This window comes from Azospirillum agricola (genome assembly GCF_020005195.1).
GTDB classification, from domain to species: domain Bacteria; phylum Pseudomonadota; class Alphaproteobacteria; order Azospirillales; family Azospirillaceae; genus Azospirillum; species Azospirillum agricola.
This window is the reverse complement of record NZ_JAIFZR010000004.1, coordinates 1,035,684-1,050,959: the sequence shown is the minus strand read 5'-3', so window position 1 is coordinate 1,050,959 and position 15,276 is coordinate 1,035,684. Positions and strand designations below refer to the sequence as shown.

The window sequence follows — 15,276 nt, the reverse complement described above, 5'->3', positions numbered from 1 at the left end:
GCCGCGACCTCCCTGCTTGCCGCATCCCCCCTGATCTCCCTCGGATCCCGACCCGGAAGAGCCGCCATGCCGTCCACCGACCTGATTCTCGTCAACGCCAAGGTCACCACGCTCGACCGCGCCAACCCGGTCGCCGAGGCGGTGGCGATCCGCGACGGCCGCTTCCTCGCCGTCGGCAGCGAGGCCGAGGCGCGCGCCGCGGCCGCCCCCGACGCCGCCGTGATCGACGCCAAGGGGCGCCGGCTGATCCCCGGCCTGATCGACAGCCACATCCACGTCATCCGCGGCGGGCTGAACTACAACATGGAGCTGCGCTGGGACGGCGTGCCCTCGCTGGCCGACGCCATGGCGATGCTGCGCCGGCAGGTCGCCAACACGCCGGCCCCGCAATGGGTGCGCGTCGTCGGCGGCTTCACCGAGCACCAGTTCGCCGAGAAGCGCCTGCCGACCATCGAGGAGCTGAACGCCGCCGCCCCCGACACCCCGGTCTTCATCCTGCACCTCTACGACCGCGCCCTGCTCAACGCCGCCGCACTCCGCGCGGTGGGCTACGGCAAGGACACGCCCAACCCGCCGGGCGGCGAGATCGTGCGCGACGCGGCCGGCAACCCGACCGGCCTGCTGCTGGCCCAGCCCAACGCGACGATCCTCTACGCGACGCTGGCCAAGGGGCCGAAGCTGCCGCCCGAGTATCAGGTCAACTCGACCAAGCATTTCATGCGCGAGCTGAACGGGCTGGGCGTCACCAGCGTGATCGACGCCGGCGGCGGCTACCAGAACTACCCCGACGACTACGCGATCATCGAGAAACTGCACGCCGACGGCGAGATGACGCTGCGCATCGCCTACAACCTGTTCACCCAGAAGCCGAAGGAGGAGCTGTCCGACTTCGCGAGCTGGTCGAAGCAGGTCAAGCCGGGCCACGGCGACGACACCTACCGCCTGAACGGCGCCGGCGAGATGCTGGTCTATTCCGCCGCCGACTTCGAGGATTTCCGCGTCGCCCGGCCGGAGATGCCGCCGAACATGGAGGCCGAGCTTGAGCCGGTCGTCCGCCTGCTCGCCGAGAACCGCTGGCCCTGGCGCCTGCACGCCACCTACGACGAGACCATCACCCGCGCGCTCGACGTGTTCGAGAAGGTCAACCGCGACGTGCCGCTCCAGGGGCTGAACTGGTTCTTCGACCACGCCGAGACGATCAGCGACCGCAACATCGACCGCATCGCCGCACTCGGCGGCGGCATCGCCGTGCAGCACCGCATGGCCTACCAGGGTGAATATTTCGTCGAGCGCTACGGCGCCAAGGCGGCCGAGGCCACCCCGCCGGTCGCCAGGATGCTGGCCGCCGGCGTGCCGGTCGGCGCCGGCACCGACGCGACCCGCGTCGCCAGCTACAACCCGTGGGTCTCGCTGTCCTGGCTGGTCACCGGCAAGACGGTCGGCGGGCTCGGGCTCTACCCGGTCGCCAACCGGCTCGACCGCGAGACGGCGCTGCGGCTGTGGACCGAGGCCAACAGCTGGTTCTCCAACGACCAGGGCAGGAAGGGCCAGATCAAGGCCGGCCAGCTCGCCGACGCGGTGCTGCTCAGCGACGATTATTTGTCGGTGCCGGAGGACCGCATCCCGCACATCCGCTCGGTGCTGACCCTGCTGGGCGGCAAGCCGGTGCACGGCTCGGGCGACTACGGCCCGCTCGCCCCGCCGCTGCCCAAGCCGATGCCCGACTGGTCGCCGGTCGCCACCTTCGGCGGCTACCACCAGCGGCAGGACCCCAAGGCGACGCAGCGGCAGGCGGCGTCCTGCGGTTGCCAGTCCGGCTGTGCGGTGCACGGCCACGACCACGCGGCGGCGCTGGGCGCCAACGTGCCGGTGGCCGACGCCCGCAGCTTCTGGGGCGCCTTCGGCTGTGGCTGCTGGGCGGTGTGATGGCGCGGACGGGAAGGGAGGCTCTGCGATGAGCGGAACATTGGGCCGGCTGTCCGGCGATGCGGGCCATGACGGCGCCCCGGCGCCGATCGCCGGCATCCTCGACTGGCCGGGTTTGGATCTGGCGGCGCGGCTGGCGCTGGCCAGCCCCTACGCGGTCAGCGGCCTCGTGAAGCTGTTCGACTTCGGCGGGGCGACGGCGGAGACCGCCGGGCTCGGGCTCGGCTCCCCGGCGCTGGTCGCGGCGGCGGTGATCGTCACGCAGCTTGGCGGGTCGGGGTTGTTCCTGACGCGCCGCTGGTGCTGGCTCGGCGCCGGTCTGCTGGCCGGCTTCACGGTGGTGGCGACGCTGATCGCCCACGCCTTCTGGACCTTCGAGGGGCTCGACCGGGCGCGGCAGACCGCCACCTTCCTGGAGCATCTCGCCATCGTCGGCGGCTTTGCCGCCGCGGCGGCGCTGACCCACCGGCGCGGAAGGACGACCCCATGACGGCCGACGCCGCGCCCGGAACCACCCCCGGAACCGGGACGAAGCCGCCGGCCGGCGCCTTCGCGCCGCTGCGCAACCGGCTGTTCGCCGTGCTGTGGATGGCGACGGTGCTGGGCAATGTCGGCACCTTCATGCGCGACGTCGCCAGCTCCTGGCTGGTGCTGGAGCTGTCGGGCTCGCCGGCCATGGTGGCGCTGGTGCAGACGGCGGGGACGCTGCCGATCTTCCTGCTGGCGATCCCGGCCGGCGTGCTGTCGGACATCATGGACCGGCGGCGCATGTTGATCATGATCCAGATCGGGCTGGCCTGCGTCAGCCTGACCCTGGCGTTGCAGGCGGCGACCGGGACGGCCAGCGTCACCTCCATCGTCGGGCTGACCTTCCTCGGCGGCGTCGGCGCGGCGCTGATGGCGCCGGTCTGGCAATCCATCGTGCCGGAGCTGGTGCCGCGCGCCGAGCTGAAGGGGGCGGTCGCCCTCAACAGCCTGGGTGTTAACATCTCGCGCGCCATCGGCCCGGCGGCCGGCGGCGCCATCCTCACCGCCTTCGGCGCGGCGGCCACCTACGGCATGGACGTGGCGAGCTACGCCATCGTGCTGCTGACGCTGCTGTGGTGGAAGCGCCAACCCGACGCCCGCGACGAGCTGTCGGAGCAGTTCGGCGGCGCGTTGCGCGCCGGGCTGCGCTACGCCCGCGCCAGCCGCGAGCTGCACCGCGTGTTCCTGCGCGCCGGCCTGTTCTTCGCCGCCGCCAGCGCGCTCTGGGCTCTGCTGCCGATCATCGCCGGCCGCATCCTCGGCGGCGGTCCCGGCTTCTACGGCCTGCTGCTGGGCGCGGTCGGAGCCGGCGCCATCGGCGGCGCCGTGCTGCTGCCCCGCCTGCGCGCCCGGCTCGGCCAGGAGGGCATCATGCTGGCCGCCGCCCTCGCCACGGCGGCGGTGATGGGGATGCTGGCGCTCGCCCCGCCGCGCTGGGCGGCGGTGCCGATCCTGCTGGTCGCCGGCGCCGCCTGGATCGCCGTGCTGACGACGCTGAACGCCACCACCCAGGCGATCCTGCCCAACTGGGTGCGCGGGCGCGGGCTGGCGCTCTATCTGACCGTCTTCAACGGCGCGCTCACCGCCGGCAGCCTCGCCTGGGGCGTGCTGGCCGAGGCCATCGGCGTTCCGGCCACCCTGTGGGCCAGCGCCGTGGCGCTGCTCGCCGTGGCCGCCCTTCTGCGCCGCCACCACCTGCCGTCCGGCGAGGCCGACCTGACCCCGTCGAACCATTGGCCGGAGCCGGCGATCGCCGAGCCGGTCCATGGCGACCGCGGCCCGGTGCTGATCACCATCGAGTACCGCGTCGCCGCCGCCGACCACACCGCCTTCCTGACGGTGCTGCACCGCCTGGCCGAGGGACGGCGGCGCGACGGCGCCTACGCCTGGGGCGTCAGCCAGGATTCCGGCGATCCGGAGCGGGTGCTGGAATGGTTCTTCGTCGAATCCTGGGCGGAGCACCAGCGCCAGCACCGCCGGGTGTCGCACGCCGACGCCGACCTCCAGGAGGAGACGCGCGCCTTCCACCGTGGAGATGCCCCGCCGGCCGTCGCGCATTACCTGGGCTTCCACAAGCCCGGCCGCGAGGCGTCGTGACGGCAGGCCCGGTGCGTTGCGGTCAGTGCGCGACGCCGCCCAGCGGCACCGGTGACAGGCGGCCGTCCTCCATGTGCAGATGGACGTCGGCGGTGTCGAAATACTTGTCGTCGTGGGTGATGGCGAGCACGGTGATGCCGGCCCGGCGCAGGCGGGGCAGGATGACGCGGTAGAACTTCTCGCGGAAGCGCGGATCCTGGTCGGCGGCCCATTCGTCGAAGACGCAGATCGGGCGCTTCTCCAGCAGCGACACGATCAGGGCCAGCCGCTTGCGCTGGCCGCCCGACAGCCGGGTGGTGCTGAACCGCCGGTCGCGCAGGCTGGATTTGTGGCTCATCTCCAGCAGCCGGAACAGCTCGTCGGCCTCGGCCTGGTCGATGTCCGGCACGCCGTACAGCTCGGTGAACAGGTGGTTGTCGGAGAAGATGACCGAGAACATGTTGCGGTAGGCCGCCAGATTCTCCGGGCCGATGCGCTCCTCGTCGACGCGCAGGGTGCCGTCGACCGCCGGGTAGAGGCCGATCAGCAGGCGGATGAAGGTGGTCTTGCCCGACCCGTTGCCGCCGGTGATGAACACCACCGTGCCGCGCTCGATGGTCAGGTCGATGGGACCGACGGCGAAGCCGGAATCGCCGGCCGGGGCGTGGTGGCGGAAGGTCAGGCCGTCCAGCACGATCCGCCGGAAGCCGTGGAAATGGTCGGCCTGCCGGGGATCCCCGTCGCGGTCCACGTCGATGCGCGACAGCCGCTCCTCCAGCTCCAGGATGCTCTCGGCGGCGGTGTTGGCGTTTGAGAAGATGGGCAGCGCGCCGACCACCGTGGAGACCGGGCCGATCATGAACAGGCTGGCGGTGGTGGTCATCACCACCGATTCGACGTGGGACTGGCTGAGGCTCGGCACGACGAACACCATCAGGCCGGTCAGCAGGAAGAAGGTCACCTGCGACATCACGAAGTCGTTGGCGTACAGCGTCTGGGTGCGGATCTTCAGGTCCGCCACGTCGGACGACACATGGGCCACCCGCTGCGCGATCTCCAGCGAGCGGGTGGTGCTCATCTTCACCTCCTTGAAGCCGTCGAGCATGTCGGTGAATCCCTCCACCAGCTCGTTCTCACGCGCGAAGGCTTGGCGGAGCTGGGCCTTGACCTCGCCCGAGCGGGCCAGATGGATGGCGGCGCCCAGCGTGGTGAAGGCCGCCGACAGCAGGAAGGCGGCCATCGACAGGGTCAGCATGTACAGCATGGTGAAGAGCACCAGCACCGCCGACTGCACGGCGATGATGATGTTGGGGGCGGCCTGGGAGATCACCTGGGTCTCGCGGCTGAGGCCGGCGTAGATCTCCGAGCGGCCGATCTCCTCGATCTCCAGGAACTCGGCGTGGCGCGCCCGCTCCAGCAGCCGCACCCGCAGCCGGTGGATCAGATGCTCCACCTGATTGCACACATCCACCATCAGCCGCTTCTGGGTGACGACGAAGATGGCGATGGCCAGCGAGAACAGCAGCAGGTTGTGCAGGTTGGACTGCTTGCTCGACACGTTCTGGGCGGCGACGTTGATGGTTGCGAGCACGGCGGCGTTGGCCAGCCCGGAGATCGCCGCCAGCAGCAGGAAGCGGAAGCGCAGGACGTCCGCGTCGCGCCGGAAGAGGGCTAGGAGTTTCATGCGGGCCGGGATCTCCGGGAAAACACGGGAGGGAAGGGGAAGGGCCGGGAGTGTCCGGCCCCTCTTTCAGTCGGCGTGCAGCAGCGCGTCCAGATCGTCCAGGGACAGCCCCTTGTAGGTGAAGTCCGACGGCGTCGCCTCGCTGCCGCTCCGCGAGACGCAGTGGCGGGCGACCTCGGCGAGGGCCTGGAGGAACCCGTCCAGCAGCCCCTGCGCCGTCTCGCGTCCCACGGCGCTGTCGTAGTCCAGCCCGACCGTCAGCGCCCCGTCCACCACCATGGCGAGGATGTCGAGCGGGTGAGGGCGGCGGACCCGCGCGCCGAGCGTCCGGCCCGGCGCGTCCCAGTCGATGGTGAACCCCCCGTCCGGCTGGCCGCCGGCCATGACGCCGCCCATCGCCCCGCCCATCGCGCCAAGGAAGTTGAAGCCGATCTGGCCGGCCAGCGGCGCCAGACCCGGCCCGGCCGGATGGCGGGTCAGCAGGCCGTAGCTCCAGCCCCGGTCGGGGACCTGCCGCAGCGACTCCTTCACCCGCTTGACCAGCGTGCCGATGTCCCCGCTTCCGTCCGTTCCGGACTCGAGCAGGAAGGGGTAATGGGCGGTGAACCAGCCGACCGTGCGGGTCAGGTCGGGAAGCGGAGCGGCATCGCTGCCGGCGGCGGGCCATTCCCGGCCATGGGATTCCAGCGTCACCAGCGTGCGCCGGCGGTCCAGCCGGCGGCGCAGCGCCAGTGCCAGCCCGGACAGCAGCAGGTCGTCGGTCCGCGTGCCGTAGGCGCGGTGGGCCGGACCCAGCAGCAGGGCGGTGGTGTCGCGGTCCAGCCGTCCCGAGACGCTCGCCATGTCGGCCATCCGCACCGCCGCGCGGCCGGGCGGCAGGATGGCCAGCGGCTCGGGCGGGGCCACCGTCTTCCAGTAGGCCAGCGCCCCGCTCCAGCCGGCGCCGCCGGCCATGTCGGCCAGCGCCCCCGTGTAGTCGCGGTAGGAGGCGGTCTTGTCGGGAAGCGCCGGCACCGTTCCGGCCAGCGCGGCGGCGTAGGCGGTGCGGAGATCCTCCAGCAGGATGCTCCACGACACGCTGTCCACCACCAGATGGTGCGCGGTCAGCAGCAGCCGGTCGCAGGACGCGCCGCGCGCCAGCAGGGCGGCGAACAGCGGCCCGGTTTCCAGCCGGAAGCCGGCGTGCAGCCGGTCGGCGGCGGCGGCCAGTTCCGTGTCCTCGTCGGTGCCCGGTTCGGCGCCCAGCTCGACCAGCGTCAGGGACGGCCCGCCTTCGGGCGGCAGGATGACCGGGTCGGGCAGGGAAACGCCGTCCACGGCCGCCGGAAAGACCGTCCGCAGGGTGTCGTGGTGGCGCCACAGGTTGTCGAGCGCCTTGCGGACCGCCCCGGCGTCGAAGCCCGCCGTCGCCCGCAGCAGGACGCCCTGGTTGAAGTGGTGGCGGTCCTCGTCGACCGTCTCGAAGAACCAGCGCTGGATCGGCGCCAGGGGCACCGGCCCGCTCACCGGCCCCTGGTCGGCGCGCGGCTTCAGCGGTTTCACCACCGGGGCGAACTGGGCGACGCTGGGGTTCTGGAAGATGTCGCGGATCTCCGCTCCCAGCTCCAGCCCGCGCAGGCGGGAGACGATCTGGATGGCGCGGATGGAATCGCCGCCCAGCCCGAAGAAATCGTCGTCCACGCCGATGTCGTCGCGCTCCAGGATGGCCCGCCACACCTCCAGAACCACCTGTTCCACCGGGGTGGCCGGGTCGCGCCGGCTGGCCGCCGCCGGGGCGGCGGGGGCGGGTAGGGCGGCGCGGTCGACCTTGCCGTTGACGGTCACCGGCAGGGCGTCCAGCGCCACCAGATGGGCCGGCACGGCGTGGGAAGGCAGCAGGCGCGACAGGTGGCGGCGCACCGCCACCGGGGTCACCGCGTCCGCCCGAGGCACCGGGCCGGCGGCGAACAGCCGCTCGTAGAAGGGGCTGGCGCGGAAGCCGTCGCCGAAATGGGCGCTGACCACCCGGAACGGCACCGCCTCGGCGTCCTGCCGCTCGATCCGGCCGGTGACGGTGAAGTCGGGGTTGAGGCCGTTGGCGCACAGGCTGCGGGCCACGGTGAAGCGGATGCGGTCGCCCGGCCGCGCCGCAATGCCCGCTTGATCTAGGGCTTGGTCCAGCGGCAGGTAGACCGGCAGCCAGCTTCCCGGATTGTCGAGGATGTCCACCACATGGTCGCCGTCGACATGGAGCTGGAGCCAGACCAGCAGGCCGGTGATCGGCCCGGCCCGTTCCACCACCAGCTCCCCGTCATGGACGGATTCCAGCGGCACGATTCCGGTGTGGTCGAGATCCTCGAAGATCCCGGCGGTGGAGAGGATCGCCTCGCGCGGCAGGTTCTTGACGCAGATCCGCAAGTCGAAGGGGCGGCCGACCTCGGCGAAGATCCGCTCCACGTAATGGGCGGCGATGTCGGGGAAACCATAGGCGAAGCTGCCCTCCGGCAGGCTGACGGCGGCGATCCGGGTCAGGCTGCGCTGCGGCAGCATGCGGGCGGGATCCGTCAGGAAGCGACGGGCGCCGTTGATGATCTTCGCCGCCCCCTCCGAACCGCCGATGGCGCCGACGATCTCGGAGATGCAGAAATCCACCGGCTCGGGCAGCGCGATGGACTGGGCGTCGCCGTGGATCACCTCGATGCGGTCGGACAGGCCGAGCCGGGCGACGGTCTCCCGTGCCTTGCGCGCCGTGCTTTCCAGCAGGTCGATGGCGTAGACCTTGCGGGCGCCGGCCTCCAACGCCAGCCGCGCCAGGATGGCGAAGGGGCCGGTGCCGATGTCCACCACCGTGCGGCCGGGCAGATGGCGGGCGAAGGCGTCGCGGTAGCGGCGGTTGCGGCCCTCGTCGCCGGCCATGCTGGAATAGGCGACGTCGTCATAGACGAAGAACTCCGCCACCGAGGGCCACAGCTCCACCCGCGCCTCCGGGCAGTAGTAGGCGGCCAGCGCCTGGGAGCCGTCGGTCCGCGTGACGGCGGCGACGGCGCCGTCGCGCACGCCCGGAACGCCGCGGAGCGCCTCCTCGATCTCGCCCAGCTCGATGCGGTGGCCGGAGATCTTGACCTGCTCGTCGGCGCGGCCGAGGAAATCCACCGTGCCGTCGGGCCGCCAGCAGGCGAGGTCGCCGGTGCGGTACAGCCGCTCGCCCCAGGCGGCGGTGACGAAGCGGGCGGCGGTCTGCGCCTCGTCGCCCCGGTAGCCGCGGGCGAGGCCGGCGCCGCCCAGATGCACCTCGCCCGGCACTCCGACCGGCACGGCCTGACCCGCCCCGTCCAGGATGTGCAGGCTGGTGTTGGGCAGCGGCCGGCCGATGGGGACGCGGACGAGCGCGGCGTCGGCGCCGCTCACCCGGTGGATGGTGGCGCAGACCGACGCCTCGGTCGGGCCGTAGGCGTTGAAGGCGCGCAGGCGGTCGGCGTAATGGGTCAGGTCGGCGACCGGCGCTGCCTCGCCCGCCGTGATCAGCACCTTGAGGGTCGGCATCGCCGCCCGGTCCAGCGCCCGCAGGTAGGTGGGCGGCAGGGTCGCCACGGTGGTGCCGCTGGCCGCCAGGAACTCCAGGAATCGCGGCACCGATTCGATGACCGCCTTGTCCGGCAGCACGACGGCGCCCCCGGCGAACAGGGCCATGAAGAGGTTGGCCAGCGAGGCGTCGAAGGAGGGGGAGGCGAATTGCAGCACCCGGTCGCCGGCCCCCAGCCCGAAGGCCTCGATCTGGCCCAGCGCCATGTTGACGAAGCCGGCGTGCTCGACCATCACCGCCTTGGGCTGGCCGGTGGAGCCGGAGGTGAAGATGATGTAGGCCACCTCGTCCGGCGCCACGGCGGGCAGGGGAAGGTCGGGGACGGCGGTGCCGGGCTCGAGCACCGGGGCCACCGCCAGGGCCGGCGGGCTGCCGGGCGGCAGCGCGGACTCGTCGCCCGGCCGGTCGACCAGCACCAGCCGGCACCCGGCGCGCTCCAGCATGGCGGCGAGCCGGGCGGCGGGGTAGTCGGGGTCGAGCGGCACATAGACCGCGCCGGCCTTCAGGATCGCCAGCAGGGCCACCACCGATTCCACCGAGCGGTTGGCCAGCACCGCCACCCGGTCGCGCGGCTCCAGCCCATGGGCGACCAGCAGCCGGGCCAGCCGGTCGGTGGCGGCCTCCAGCGCGGCGTGATCCAGGCTGCGCGCGGCGTCCACCAGGGCCGGGCGGCCGGGGTGGCGGGCGGCGACCTCCGACAGCAGGGCGGCCATCGACAGGCGCGGGCGGTCGGCGGCCGGGCCGGCGGCGAAGCCGGCGATGGCGGCGCGCTCGGGTCCGCTCAGCAGGGGCAGGGCGCCGACCGGCGTGTGGGGGGCCAGCGCCGCACCCTCGGCCAGGGCGGTGAAGTGGCCGCAGAGCGCCGCGATCCGCGCGGCGTCGAACAGGTCGCGGTTGTAGTTGAGATCCAGCACCAGCTCCCCGCCGTCGGTCTGGAAATGGAACACCAGATCGTAGCGGCTGAAGTTCCAGGCGTTCTCCGGCCCGAACGGCCGCGCCGCCGCGCCGTCGAGGGCGAGGTCGATCGCCTCGAAGGTCTGGACCACCACCATCACGTCGAAGACCGGCGACCGGCTCATGTCGCGGGCAAGGTCCAGCTCGCCGACCAGAGTGTCGAAGGGGTAGGACTGGTGGGCCACCCCGTCGGCCACCGTGCGGCCGACCGCCGCCAGCAGGCCGGCGAAGGGGGTTTCGGGCTCCACCCGGTCGCGCAGGGCGAGCGTGTTGACGAGATAGCCGATCTGCCCGTCCAGGTCCGGATGGTCGCGCCCGGCGACCGGGCTGCCGACGATGATGTCGCGCTGGCCGCTGTAGCGGTGCAGCAGCGCCTTGGTCAGCGCGGTCAGGGTGGCGAACAGCGTGGCGCCATGGGCCTCGGCCAGATCCAGCAGGCGGCCGGTGGCCTCGGCCGGCAGGCGCAGGCGGTGGGTGGTGCCGTTGAAGGTCTGCACCGGCGGCCTCGGCCGGTCGGCGGGCAGCTCCAGCACCGGCAGCGGACCGCCGAGCCGGTCCAGCCAGTAGCGGCGGTCGGCCTCCAGGGCGCCATCCGCCAGCCGTCCGGCCTGCCACGCCGTCGCGTCGCGCTGCTGGATCGGCAGAGGGGGCAGATCGGGGTCGCGGCCCTGGGTCAGGGCGGCGTAGACCGCGGCCAGCTCGCGCACCAGCACGCCCAGCGACCAGACGTCGCTGACGATGTGGTGGATGTTGAAGAGGAACACATGGCGGGGCGCGCCGTCCCCATCGCCGTCGGGCAGCCTCGCCAGTACGGCGTGGAGCAGCGGCCCGGTTTCCAGGTCGAACACATGCTCGCGGTTGCCGGCCGCCAGCCGATGGGCCTCCTCCTCCGGCCGGGCGTGCCGGCGCAGGTCGATCGTCTCCAGCCGCCAGGGCGGGGCGGCGTGCACCACCTGACGGGCCTGCCCGTCCTCCTCGCGGAAGCTGGTGCGCAGGGATTCGTGGCGGCGGATCAGCGTCCGGAAGGCCTGCTCCAGGGCGGCGGCGTCGACCGGCCCGCGCAGCTCGTAGGCTTCGGGCAGGTTGTAGGCGGTGGGGGCGATGCCCATGCGGTCGAGACGCCACAGCCGTGCCTGGGCGGGCGAGGCCGGGTGGCTGGGGGCGTCGGGCACCCGCGCGATGGGCTTGGGAGCGGCGGCGGACGGGCTGCCGGCCCTGGTGCGGTCGATCAGGGCGGCCAGTTCGCGGATGGTGGAGTTGGCGAAGAAGTCCTTCAGCGCGACCTCGACGCCGCAGGTCTGGTAGATCTCCAGCACGGCGCGGATCGCCCGCAGGGAATCGCCACCGAAGGCGTGGAAGCGGGTGGTCACCCCGGCGTCGGCGATGCCGAACAGCCCGTTCCACACGGCGGCCAGCGCCTTCTCGGTGGCGGTCTCCGCCGGGACGTAGCCGCTTTCCTGGTAATAGAGCGCTTCCGGCCGCGGCAGGGCCTTGCGGTTCAGCTTGCCGCTGATGGTGGTCGGCAGGTCGGCCAGGGCGATGAGGGTGTGCGGCTGCATGCCGGCCGGCAGGATGCGGTCGAGCGCCGCCTTCACCGTGTCCGCCGGCAGCGGGTCGGAGGAGCCGTCGGCGCGCACGTAATAGCCGGCCAGCAGCGGGCGCTGGTCGGCGCCGGCATGGACGGCGCAGGCCGCCTGCGCCACGCCCGGCACCTGCCGCAGGGCGGCCTCGACCTCGGCCAGCTCGATGCGGATGCCGCTGATCTTGACCTGGTTGTCCTGGCGGCCCAGGCATTCGACGGTGCCGTCGGGCAGCAGGCGGCCAAGGTCGCCGGTGCGGTAGATGACGTCCGGCTTGTCGGGGCTGAGCGGATTCTGGACGAAGGCGGCGGCGGTCAGCTCGGGATCGCCGAGGTAGCCCAGGGAACGGTAGGGGGTGCGGATGTGGATCTCGCCGATCTCGCCGGCCGCGCAGGCGCGGCCCTGGTTGAGGATCAGCACGGCGGTGTTGGGCAGCGGCCTGCCGATGGGCAGCACCCGGCGCGGGTCGCCGGACAACGCGCCCACCCGGTGGAACAGCTTGGCCAGCGTGGTTTCCGAGGGGCCGTAGAGGTTGACCAGCTCGGCCCCGCCGCCGGCCACCGTCCGCCACGCCGCCACGTCGGCGCCCAGCAGCGGCTCGCCGGCCACCAGCAGATGGCGCAGATGAGGGAACGGGGCTTCGGCCGGGGCGCGGTGCTCCAGCTCCCGCACCAGCAGCCGCAGCACGGTGGGCACGCAATGGACCAGGGTCAGGCGGGAGTCCGCCATCCAGTCGACCAGCCGGTGGGGCTGGCTGCGCAGCTCGGGCGCCGGAACGCAGACGGTGCCGCCGGCCATCAGCGGCACCAGCACGTCGCGCAGGCTGACGTCGAAGGTGATGGGGGCCAGCCAGGAGCCGCGCGTCTCCGCCCCGAGCCCGAACTCGGCCAGTTCCCAGCGCAGGAAATGGCTGAGGCCGCGCTGCTGGCCGAGGATGGCCTTGGGCTGGCCGGTCGAGCCGGAGGTGAACATGACGTAGCAGCCGTCGCCCGGCCCCACGGCGATGCCGGGGTTATGGTCGGGCTGTTCTCCGGCCGGGCCGTCGGCCTCCAGGATGACCGCCTCGGCCCCGGCGGCGGCGAGGCGCGCCTCCAGGGCGGGGCGGTTGGCGGAGTCGGTCACCACCACCCGGCAGCGCGCCTTGTCCAGATAGGCGGCCAGCCGGCGTTCCGGCAGGTCGGGCGGCAGCGGCAGGAAGGCCGCCCCCGCCTTGCCGGTGCCGAGCAGGGCGGCGATGTAGCCGATGCCGGGATCGAGGAACAGCCCGACGATGCCGCCGCCCGCGCCGCCCGCCGCCCCGCCCGTCACCCCATGCGCCGCCAGCGCATGGGCGACGCGGTTGGCCTGCCGGTTCAGGGCGTCGTAGGTGATGCTCCGCCCGGCGGTCTCGACGGCGACCGCCTGGGGGCGGCTCTCGGCCTGGAACTCGAACTGCTCGAAATAGGCTTGGCGCTGCATCACACGGAAACTCCGTCAGGACTCGTAGGGCCGCCGAAGCGGGGCTCGAATGCGGAAAAATGGGGAGAGTGCCTCACCAGTCGGCCTCCATGTCCGCTCCGGCATCGGCCGGTTGCGGTTGCGGGGCGGCGGTTCCACCGAAGGCCGGCAGGTCGAAGGCGTCGAGGAACAGGCCGAAGGTCAGCACCACCATCAGCAGATCGTCCTCGAAGGTCTGGTTGAGGTCGCGCCCCGGCTCGCGGTGGAGGCGCTTGAGACGCTCGACCGTGTCGGGGTCGAAATAGCCGTCGCGGCGGATGCGCTCGGCCGACAGCAGTTCCTCCACCAGCGGGACGCCGTGGCGCAGCAGGGCGGCGCTGCTGGGGGCGACGAAGCTGAACTTCTTGCGATCGATGATCTCCGGCGGCAGGTAGCGGCGGGCCAGCCGCTTCAGCAGGTGCTTCTCCTCGCCGCCATGGACCATCAGGGCGGGCGGGATGCGGCGGGCCACCTCGATCACGCCGATGTCGAGGAAGGGGTAGCGGGCCTCGACCCCGTTGGCGAAGGCCACCCGGTCGCCGTGGTCGGCCAGCAGATGGTCGGCCATGCGCAGCTTGAAATCGAGGTAGGAGCGCTTGTGGAAGGCGTGCCGCCCGGCCAGCCGGGCGACGTCCACCGGCGGCCGGTCCAGACAGTCGAAGCCGGGGAAGCGCGCCGCCACGGCCGGGGAATAGAGGGCCCGCTTGACCTCGGCCGCCGCCAGATAGTTCTTCTCGTAGAAGAAGCCCGCGTCACCCCACAGCCGCTGGCGGAGTTGGGATTCCAGCAGGGCGTCGAGGTCGGCCGGGTCGGCGTCCGCCTCCCGGTGCTGGTCCAGCCGGTAGCCGACATAGCCGCCGAACAGCTCGTCGGCCCCCTCGCCGGTCAGCACCACCTTCAGGCCCCGGTCGCGCACCATCCCCGACAGGATCAGCGAGCAGGCGTTGTAGGATTCCCGCAGGGGCGCCTCGGCGTGGCGCACGATGTCGGCGAGATGGGCGTGGATCTGCTCCGGCCCCACGGCGGTCTCGTGGTGTAGGCTGCCCAGCCGCCGGGCCATCAGGCGCTGGTGGGGGCTCTCGTCGATGCGGCCGTCCCGGAAGGTGATGGAGAAGGTCTGGCGCCGCTCGCCGGGCGTCAGGTCGGCGGCGATGGCGGCGATCAGCGAGCTGTCCAGCCCGCCGCTGAGATAGGCGCCGACCGGCACGTCGGCCTGGAGCCGGTAGCGCACCGCCTGCCGCAGGGCGGCGTCCAACTCCTCCACCCAGGAATCCGCCGGACGGCTGTCGTCGATGGCGCCGGCCTCGGGATAGTCGAGGTCCCAATAGACCGAGCGCCGCCGCGCGCCGCTGGATTCCACCACCAGCACGGTGCCCGGCTCCAGGCTCTCCACCCCTTCGAACAGGGTGCGCGGGCTGACCGGGCCGGGGAAGGTCAGGATCTGGTCCAGCCCGGTCAGATCCACCCGTCGCGGCACCGCCGGGTGACGCAGCAGCGCCTTGATCTCCGACCCGAAGACCAGCCCCTCGGCGGTGTCGGCGAGGAACAGCGGGGCGATGCCGACATGGTCGCGGCCCAGCACCAGCCGGCGGCGGGTCAGGTCGTAGACGGCGAAGGCGAATTGCCCGTTCATGCGGGCGGCGAACTCCGGCCCGTATTCCTGGTAGAGGGCCGGCAGCACCTCGGTGTCGGCGCGGGTGCGGAAGCGGTGGCCGCGCCGCTCAAGCTCGGCGCGAAGCTCCCCGTGGTTGTAGATCTCGCCGTTGCACACCGAGACCACGGTGCCGTCGGCGCTGAAGACCGGCTGGTTGCCCGCCGCCAGATCGACGATGGCCAGCCGGCGGAAGCCCAGCCCGATGCCGGGGGCGGTGAAGAAGCCCTCGTCGTCGGGGCCGCGATGGACCAGCGCCTCGGCCATGGCCGCCAGCTGGTGGCGGGACACGGGTTCCGGGCTGCCGGGGGTGAAGAGTCCGAGAATTCCGCACATCGGC

6 protein-coding genes are annotated in these 15,276 nt (G+C 72.5%); 3 read left to right on the top strand and 3 right to left on the bottom strand.

Going from position 1 to position 15,276, the window contains the following annotated elements:
* The first annotated feature begins 66 nt into the window (after window positions 1-66).
* Genes JN22_RS13345 through JN22_RS13335 form a run of 3 tightly spaced genes read left to right on the top strand, consistent with a single transcriptional unit; the run spans window position 67 to window position 4,050 of the window.
* Window positions 67-1,926, top strand: coding sequence for an amidohydrolase (locus tag JN22_RS13345; RefSeq protein ID WP_223677702.1), 1,860 nt, complete (start codon window positions 67-69; stop codon window positions 1,924-1,926).
* Window positions 1,927-1,954: 28 nt separating this feature from the next.
* A complete protein-coding gene (locus JN22_RS13340) occupies window positions 1,955-2,416 on the top strand; it encodes a DoxX family protein (protein ID WP_085554370.1) in 462 nt (153 codons plus the stop codon).
* Entirely contained in the window at window positions 2,413-4,050 is a 1,638-nt protein-coding gene (locus tag JN22_RS13335) for an MFS transporter (RefSeq protein WP_085554369.1), read from the top strand. The genes JN22_RS13340 and JN22_RS13335 overlap by 4 nt, the downstream gene beginning before the upstream one ends.
* Window positions 4,051-4,072: 22 nt before the next feature.
* Here JN22_RS13335 and JN22_RS13330 read toward each other — a convergent pair whose 3' ends face one another.
* From JN22_RS13330 to asnB, 3 genes are all read right to left on the bottom strand, one after another.
* Window positions 4,073-5,713 (bottom strand): cyclic peptide export ABC transporter, encoded by a 1,641-nt coding sequence (locus JN22_RS13330; RefSeq protein ID WP_085554368.1) that lies wholly within the window; start codon window positions 5,711-5,713, stop codon window positions 4,073-4,075.
* Between the two features lie 66 nt (window positions 5,714-5,779).
* The gene (locus JN22_RS13325; RefSeq protein ID WP_085554367.1) at window positions 5,780-13,267 is read right to left on the bottom strand and encodes a non-ribosomal peptide synthetase; all 7,488 of its coding nucleotides are present in this window, start codon (window positions 13,265-13,267) and stop codon (window positions 5,780-5,782) included.
* A gap of 73 nt (window positions 13,268-13,340) precedes the next feature.
* A complete protein-coding gene (asnB, locus tag JN22_RS13320) occupies window positions 13,341-15,272 on the bottom strand; it encodes an asparagine synthase (glutamine-hydrolyzing) (RefSeq protein WP_085554366.1) in 1,932 nt (643 codons plus the stop codon).
* Window positions 15,273-15,276: the final 4 nt, after the last annotated feature.

Coding starts and splice junctions, on each gene's coding strand:
- JN22_RS13345 (WP_223677702.1), top strand. CDS start 67: ATGCCGTCCACCGACCTGATTCTCGTCAACGCCAAGGTCACCACGCTC.
- JN22_RS13340 (WP_085554370.1), top strand. CDS start 1,955: ATGAGCGGAACATTGGGCCGGCTGTCCGGCGATGCGGGCCATGACGGC.
- JN22_RS13335 (WP_085554369.1), top strand. CDS start 2,413: ATGACGGCCGACGCCGCGCCCGGAACCACCCCCGGAACCGGGACGAAG.
- JN22_RS13330 (WP_085554368.1), bottom strand. CDS start 5,713: ATGAAACTCCTAGCCCTCTTCCGGCGCGACGCGGACGTCCTGCGCTTC.
- JN22_RS13325 (WP_085554367.1), bottom strand. CDS start 13,267: ATGCAGCGCCAAGCCTATTTCGAGCAGTTCGAGTTCCAGGCCGAGAGC.
- asnB (WP_085554366.1), bottom strand. CDS start 15,272: ATGTGCGGAATTCTCGGACTCTTCACCCCCGGCAGCCCGGAACCCGTG.